Source organism: Streptomyces sp. FH025 (genome assembly GCF_017427025.1).
GTDB lineage: Bacteria > Actinomycetota > Actinomycetes > Streptomycetales > Streptomycetaceae > Kitasatospora.
The window spans coordinates 1-7548 of the sequence record NZ_JAFLNG010000380.1 but is presented as its reverse complement, the minus strand read 5'-3'; the positions used below and the strand labels follow the sequence as shown (position 1 = coordinate 7548).

General features: G+C 75.2%; 6 protein-coding genes. 4 read left to right on the top strand and 2 right to left on the bottom strand.

Annotation, left to right across the window (positions count from 1 at the left end; translation table 11 throughout):
- On the top strand, positions 1 to 1437 hold a 1437-nt coding region (locus J0670_RS24270), incomplete at its 5' end, for a cellulase family glycosylhydrolase (RefSeq protein WP_207813776.1).
- On the opposite strand, the gene J0670_RS24265 is transcribed toward J0670_RS24270, so the two are convergent.
- Positions 1438 to 3462, bottom strand: coding sequence for a M3 family metallopeptidase (locus J0670_RS24265; RefSeq protein WP_207813775.1), 2025 nt, complete (start codon positions 3460 to 3462; stop codon positions 1438 to 1440).
- 156 nt (positions 3463 to 3618) lie between these two features.
- On the opposite strand from J0670_RS24265, the gene J0670_RS24260 reads away from it, so the two are divergent.
- Positions 3619 to 5346, top strand: a complete 1728-nt coding sequence (locus J0670_RS24260) for a bifunctional 3'-5' exonuclease/DNA polymerase (protein WP_207813774.1) — start codon at positions 3619 to 3621, stop codon at positions 5344 to 5346.
- Between the two features lie 17 nt (positions 5347 to 5363).
- On the opposite strand, the gene dhaM is transcribed toward J0670_RS24260, so the two are convergent.
- A complete protein-coding gene (gene dhaM / locus J0670_RS24255) occupies positions 5364 to 5759 on the bottom strand; it encodes a dihydroxyacetone kinase phosphoryl donor subunit DhaM (RefSeq protein ID WP_207813773.1) in 396 nt (131 codons plus the stop codon).
- 147 nt (positions 5760 to 5906) lie between these two features.
- Between dhaM and dhaK the strand changes: the two genes are divergently transcribed.
- Positions 5907 to 6902 carry a dihydroxyacetone kinase subunit DhaK gene (dhaK, locus tag J0670_RS24250; RefSeq protein WP_207813772.1) on the top strand — a complete coding sequence of 332 codons (996 nt, stop codon included), beginning with the start codon at positions 5907 to 5909 and terminating at the stop codon, positions 6900 to 6902.
- A 12-nt stretch (positions 6903 to 6914) separates the two neighbouring features.
- Entirely contained in the window at positions 6915 to 7538 is a 624-nt protein-coding gene (gene dhaL / locus J0670_RS24245; RefSeq protein WP_207813771.1) for a dihydroxyacetone kinase subunit DhaL, read from the top strand.
- Positions 7539 to 7548: the final 10 nt, after the last annotated feature.

Below are 7548 nucleotides of genomic sequence, written 5' to 3'. Positions count from 1 at the left end.
ACCGCCACGCTCACCGCCACCGCCACCCCGGCCTCAGCCGCGGCCTCAACCTCGGCCACGGCCCACGGCGGGCAGCGGAGCCGCCCGGAGCACTTCCCCACCGGCACGGCCACCGCCCCGGACGGCCGCACCGCCCTCACCGACGCCCGGGGCCGCCACCTCCAACTGCGCGGCTTCAACCTCGACAAGTACGCCGAGGCCACCGAGGCCGACCTCAAGTCCCTTTCCGCCCAAGGCTTCACGCTGGTCCGACTGCCGATCTCCTGGACCAGGCTGGAACCCTCGCGCGGCCGCCTCGACCCGGCCGAACTGCACCGGATACAGCAACTCCTCGCCTGGGCGGACCACTTGGGCCTCCTCGTCCTGGTCGACTTCCACCAGGACGTCTACGGGCCGAAGTTCGGCGGCGGCACGAACGGCATCCCCGGCTGGGCCACCCGGGACGACGGCCTGCCCTTCACCCCCGACCCGAACGACTGGTTCGCCGGCTACTTCCAGCCCGCCGTCCAGGCCGCCTTCCGCCACCTCTACGACGACCCCGACCTACGCGCCTGGCAGGCCGACTTCTACACCCGGCTCGCCCGCGAACTGCGCGGCCACCGCTCGCTGTTGGGCTACGACCTGTTCAACGAGCCGTTCGGCCCGGTGGACGGCGACCCGAGCGACCCGGCCGTGCTCGCCGCCGCCTCCGCCGCCCTCGAACAGGGCCGGCTCGCCGACATGTACCGCCGCCTGATCGCCGCCGTACGCCAAGTCGACTCCCGTGCCTGGCTGTTCGTCGAACCCACCGTCCTGGTCGGCCAGGGCGTCCCCACCCGGCTGCCCGGCCTCACCGACCCGCGCCCCGGCACGCCCCGGCTCGGCTACGCCCCGCACTTCTACGACACCGCCGTGGAGAACGGCGCCGACTGGGACGAGTCCGACGGCTTCGTGGAGCGGTACACCGCCGCGATCACCGACTACCCCGCCGCCCACCGCCTGCCGGTCCTGGTCGGCGAATGGGGCCCGCCGAACTCCCGCACCCCGGGCAACACCCGGCTGGTCCGCCGGCAGGTCGCCGCGATGGACGGCTTCGCCGAGGGCTGGACCATGTGGTACTGGTGCCGGGGCGCCGGCGGCTACTGCGCGCTCGACCCCGCCGGGCACCCCGCCCCCGGCGACGAACCCGCCTTCGGCCCGTACCCGGCGGCCGTCGCCGGGAGCGGCGTCCACACCGACGGCACCACCGTCCGCTGGAACGCCGACGGCACCGGCCACGACAGCGAACTCCTCCTGCCGCCCGCCGGGTTCCCGCGCGGCGTCCGGGTCGCCGTCTCCCCGGCGGACGCCCGGGTCGAGGTCGAACAGCCCACGGACGGACGCGCGGGAACCGTACGGATCCGGCTCCCGCACGCCCGCCCCGGCACCCCGGTGGCGGTCACGCTCACCGCGAGGTGATCAGGCCAGCCCCCGGCGGGCCAGCAGCGGCCCGGTCTCCGGCGCCCGGCCGACCACCGCGCGGAAGGACTCCAGCGGATCCCGGCTGAAGCCCCGCGCCAGCAGCTCGCGCCGGAACAGCTCGCCGCTCTCCCGCACCGACCGCCCGTTGGTCTCGAACCACTGCACGGTGTCCGCGTCCAGCACCTCCGACCAGATGTACGCGTAGTACCCGGCGCTGTAGCCGCTGGAGAAGATGTGCTGGAAGTACGACGTGCGGTAGCGCGGCGGAATGGCCGGGACGAGGACCCCGGCCTCCGCCAGCGCCCGCTCCTCGAACTCCTCGGCGTCCGCGATCTCCCGGCCCTGCGGCACGGTGTGCCAGGCCCAGTCCAGCAGCGTCGCCGCCAGGTACTCCACCGTCCGGAAGCCCTGCCCGAAGCCCTCGGCCGCCGTCATCCGCTCGACCAGCTCGGCCGGCAGCGGCTCCCCGGTCGCGTGGTGGCGGGCGTAGTTGGCCAGCACCTCCGGCCGGACCATCCACATCTCGTTGACCTGCGAGGGGAACTCCACGAAGTCCCGGGGCACCGAGGTGCCCGCGAACAGCGGGTACTCGACGTCCGAGAACAGCCCGTGCAGCGCGTGCCCGAACTCGTGGAAGAGCGTGCGCACCTCGTCCCAGCTCAGCAGCGCCGGCTCGCCCGGCGCCGGGCGCGGGATGTTGAGGTTGTTCAGCACCACCGGCCGCCGCCCGGTCAGCCCGGACTGGCCCACCAGCTCGTCCATCCAGGCCCCGCCGCGCTTGGACGCCCGGGCGTGGAAGTCGCCGATGAACAGGCCCAGCGAGGAGCCGTCCTCCTCGAACACCTCGAAGACCCTCGCGTCCGGGTGGTGCGCCGTCAGCTCCGGCCGCTCGGTGAAGCTCAGCCCGTACGCGAGCTCCGCGGCGAAGAACACGCCGTCCCTGAGCACCCGCTCCAGCTCGAAGTACGGGCGCAGCGCCGCCGCGTCCACCTGGTAGGAGTCCTGCCGGACCTTCTCCGAGTAGTACGCCCAGTCGTGCGCGGCGATCTCCTCGACGCCGTCCGCGGCCGCCGCCTCGGCCAGCTCGGCGGCCTCCCGGCGGGCGTTGGCCACGGCCGGCTCCACCAGCCGGGCCAGCAGGCCGGACACCGCCTCCACCGTGCCGGCCGTCTCGTCCGCCACCACGTACGCGGCGTGGCTCGGGTGGCCCAGCAACGCGGCCCGCTCGGCGCGCAGCCCGGCCATCCGGATCGCCAGCGGGCCGTTCTCCTCGCCGCCCCGGGAGAGCGAGGCGGCGAGCAGCCGCTCGCGCACCGAGCGGTCGACGAGCTGGGCCAGTTCCGGCTGGAGCGAGGTGTTCTTGAGGCTCAGCACGTACTTGCCCTCGTGGCCGAGCACCCGGGCGTTCTCCGCGGCCGCGGCGATCGCGTCCTCGGACAGCCCGGCCAGCTCCTCGGCGGAGTCCAGGACGAGCGCGGCGGCGCGGGTGGCGGCATTCACGTTCTGCTGGAACGCGGTGGACAGCGCGGCCAGTTCGGAGTTCAGCTCGCGCAGCCGGGCCTGCTCGGCCTCGCCCAGCCGGGCGCCGGAGCGCACGAACGCGGTGTACCGGCGCTCCAGCAGCCGCAGCGACTCCGGGTCCAGCCCGAGACCGGCCCGGTCCTCGTACAGCTCCTCGATCCGGGCGAACAGCTCGCGGTCCAGGTGGATCGCGTCGTGGTGGGCGGCGAGCAGCGGGCTCACCTTCGCCTCCACCTCGTCCAGCAGGTCGGTGGTGTCGGAGGACGACTGGTTCCGGAACACCGCGTCCACCCGGCCCAGCAGCTCTCCCGAACGCTCCAGGGCCACCAGGGTGTTCTCGAAGGTCGGCGCGGCACCGGAGCCGGTGATCACCTCGATCTCGGCCAGCTGCTCGGCCATCCCCCGCTCGTAGGCGGGCAGGTAGTGCTCCTCCCGGATCTCCGCGTAGGGCGGCAGTTCGTAGACGAGGGAGCTGGGTGTGAAGAACGGGTTCTCGGTCACACTCGCCGACCATACGCCGTGTCATCCCCCGCGCCTACGCGGCCCCGGGCCCAATTGTCGTACCCACCGGTTAACGTCGACGGCGGACAACCCCAGGTCGCACGCCCGTACCCGCCGACCGCACACCCGACCGCCCGCCGGAGAGGAGACGCCCCCGTGGCACCCAGGACAGCCCTCGCGCCCGACCCGCACGGCCCCGGCGGCCGCCTCCAGCCGCTGGACGACGCCGGCGCCCCGCTGGGCCCGCCCGAGGCCGTCCCCGACCTCGCCGCCGCCGTCGCCGCCCGGGAGGCCGCCGGCAGCGATCGTTCGCCGGGGTCGCGCTGGGTCTGGGCCGCCGCCGACTCCGGGTACGCCCCGCTGCTGCCCCGGCTGCCCGACCGGCTCGCCCGCTGCCACGACCTGCGCCTGGTCGAGGCCCTGCTGCTGGGCCACGAGGGCCGCTTCGGCGCTCCCCGCTCGCTCGGGGCCGCCTGGTCCCGGCTGCGCGGTCTGCCCGTCCCCGACGACCTGCCCGAACCGGGCCTGGCCGAGGCCGACGGCGGCCAGGACACCCTGTTCGCCCCGGACCGGCTGCAACTGCCGCCCGGCGTCGACCCGCTGGCCGCCGTGGTCGCCGTCCACGCCGAACAGCAGCGCCGGATCGCCGCCATCACCGACCCGGCCGCCCGGCAGCGCTTCCGGCTGCTGGTCGCCGCCGAGTCGGCCGGCGCGCTGGCCGCCGCCGAGATGGCCCACGACGGCCTGCCCTGGCGCGCCGACGTCCACGACCAGCTGCTGACCGAACTGCTCGGCCCCCGCCCGACCGTCCCCGGCACCCAGCCGCGGCTGCTCGCCGACCTCGCCGTCGAACTCCAACAGGCCCTCGGCGCCAAGCCGTTCAACCCCGACTCGCACACCCAGGTGCTGCGCGCCTTCGCCGAGGCCGGCATCCAGCTCGGCTCCACCCGCTCCTGGGAGCTCAAGGGCGTCGACCACCCGGCCGCCCGGCTGCTGGTCCGCTACAAGGAGCTGTCCCGGATCCACGTCGCGCACGGCTGGGCCTGGCAGGACGCCTGGGCCCGCGGCGGCCGGTTCCGACCCGAGTACGTCGTCGGCGGCGTGGTCTCCGGCCGCTGGGCCAGCCGCGGCGGCGGCGCCCTGCAGATCCCGCGCATCCTGCGCCGCGCCGTGGTCGCCGACCCGGGCTGGCTGCTGGTGGTCGCCGACGCCGCCCAGCTGGAGCCGCGGGTGCTCGCCGCGCTCTCCCAGGACGCCGGGCTGGCCCGCACCGCGGCCGGCGGCGACCTGTACGAGTCACTCGCCGCCAACGCCTTCCAGGGCGACCGGGACAAGGCCAAGCTCGGCCTGCTCGGCGCCATGTACGGGCAGACCAGCGGCGACATCGGCCCGCTGCTGAACACCCTGCGCCGCCGCTACCCGGCCGCGATGGGCTACGTCGAGGCCGCCGCCCGCACCGGCGAGGACGGCGGCGTGGTCACCTCCCGGCTCGGCCGGGTCTGCCCGCCCGCCACCGCGGACTTCCTCGACCTCACCGAGGCCGACACCTCCGGCGAGGCCGGCGGCCGCACCGCCCGCGCCCGCGGCCGGTTCACCCGCAACTTCGTCATCCAGGCCAGCGCCGCCGACTGGGCGCTCGCCCTGCTCGCCGCGCTGCGCCGACGGCTGGGCGAACTGCCGGTGGCGGGCCCGGCCGACCGCCCGCACCTGGTGTTCTTCCAGCACGACGAGGTGGTGGTGCACACCCCGGCCAACCTGGCCGACGACGTGGCCGCCGCCGTCGCCGAGGCCGCCGACGAGGCCCGGCGCCTGGTGTTCGGCGACACCCCGGTGCGCTTCCCGCTCAGCACGGCGGTGGTGGACTGCTACGCGGACGCCAAGTAGCCGCGGACGCCAAGTAGCTACGACAACTTGCGGAAGGAGCGCGCGTCCTCGGCCGCCGCGACCACCTCGGCCAGCCCCGCCCCGGTCGAGGCGGTGACGGCGGCCGCGACCGCGCCCTCCACGAACGGCGCGTCCACCAGCCGCACGCCCGGGCGCGGCTCGTCCTCCAGCACCGTCACGGCGGTGAGCACCGAACTGCCGAGGTCCGGCAGCACGACCACGCCCGCCCCGGTGTCCGCCTCCGCGATCGCCCCGGCGATCAGGTCGTAGCTGGTGCCGAGCCCGCCGTCCTCCGTACCGGCCGCGACCGCCACCCGCACGCCGCCCGAGGCGAGTTCGGCGAGCAGCTCACGCAGCCCGGCGGCCAGGGTGGCGCTGTGCGAAACCAAGACGATCCCCACGCTCTCACTCATGCGGCCGACCCTACGACCCGATCGCGCTGCTCCGGGAGTGTGACGGGAAACCCGCGTGTCGCACCCCGTGCCCGCCACCCCCGTCTGGCGTAGCGTCGGAGCCAGGCTGTTGCGTCCCCACCGAGGTCACCAAGGGAGCGAAGAGCGTTGAAGAAGCTGATCAACACCCCGGAGAGCGTTCTGGAGGACGCCCTGGCCGGGGTCGCCGCCGCCCATCCCGAGCTGGCGGTCGACATCCCCAACCGGGTGATCACCCGGGCCGACCGCCCGGCAGGCCCCAAGGTCGCGCTGATCTCCGGCGGCGGCTCCGGCCACGAACCGCTGCACGGCGGTTTCGTCGGCCCCGGCATGCTCGACGCCGCCTGCCCCGGCGAGGTGTTCACCTCGCCCGTCCCGGACCAGATGCTGGCCGCCGCCAAGGCCGTGGAGAGCGGCGCCGGGGTGGTCTTCATCGTGAAGAACTACACCGGCGACGTGATGAACTTCGAGCTCGCCGCCGAACTCGCCGCCGAGGAGGGCCTGGAGGTCCGCACCGTCCTGGTCAACGACGACGTCGCGGTTGAGGACTCCACCTGGACGGCCGGCCGCCGGGGCACCGGCGCGACCGTCCTGGTCGAGAAGACGGCCGGCGCGCTGGCCGAGCGCGGCGCCCCGCTGGACGAGGTGGCCGCCCTGGGCGAGCGGGTCAACGCCGCCTCCCGCTCCTTCGCGATCGCGCTCACCGCGGCCACCGTCCCGGCCGCCGGCAAGCCCGGCTTCGACCTGCCCGAGGACGAGATCGAGGTCGGCGTCGGCATCCACGGCGAGCCCGGCCGCCGCCGCGAGAAGCTCCGCCCGGCCCGCGAACTGGCCGCCGAGGTGGTCGACACCATCCTCACCGACCACCACCTCACCCCGGGCGACGAGGTGATCGCCCTGCTCAACGGCCTCGGCGCCACCCCGCTGCTGGAGCTGTACGTCGTCTACGGCGAGGTCGCCGCCCGGCTCGCCGATCGCGGCATCAGGGTGGCCCGCAGCCTGGTCGGCAACTACGTGACCAGCCTCGACATGGCGGGCTTCTCGCTCACCCTCACCAAGGCCGACGCCCAGCTGCTGGAACTCTGGGACGCCCCGGTCGACACCCCCGCCCTCAAGCGGGCCTGAGGAGGATCCGCGATGGACTTCGACACCCCGCTGGCCGAGGCCTGGATCCGCGCGATCGCCGCGGCCGTCGAGAAGGAGCAGTCCCGGCTGACCGAGCTGGACTCCGCGATCGGCGACGGCGACCACGGCAGCAACCTCCAGCGCGGCTTCACCGCCGCCCTGACCGCGCTGGACGGCCTCCAGCCGGCCGGCCCCGGCGCCGTCCTCACCAAGGCCGGCACCACGCTGATCTCCAAGGTCGGCGGCGCCTCCGGCCCGCTCTACGGCAAGGCCTTCCGCGCCGTCGGCGCGGCCCTGCCCGAGCCCGCCGGAGCGGCCGCCCTCGCCGAGGCCCTGGCCGCCGGCCTGGACGCCGTCCGCGCCCTCGGCAAGGCCGAGCCCGGGGACAAGACCATCGTGGACGCCTGGACCCCGGCCGTCGCCGCCTTCCGCGCCGCGGCCGGGGGCGGCGCCGCCCTCCCCGAGGCGGCCGCGGCCGCAGCCGAGGCCGCCGAGCAGGGCGCCCTCGACACCGTCCCGCTCCAGGCCCGCAAGGGCCGCGCCTCCTACCTCGGCGAACGCAGCATCGGCCACCAGGACCCGGGGGCGACCTCCACCGCCCTCATCTTCCGCACCCTCGCCGTGAAGAACCCCTGATCCCCTCAGT

What these genes read in the sequence shown, in the direction of transcription:
- dhaM (WP_207813773.1), bottom strand. Translation starts at nt 5,759, where the DNA reads ATGAGTGAGAGCGTGGGGATCGTCTTGGTTTCGCACAGCGCCACCCTG.
- dhaL (WP_207813771.1), top strand. Translation starts at nt 6,915, where the DNA reads ATGGACTTCGACACCCCGCTGGCCGAGGCCTGGATCCGCGCGATCGCC.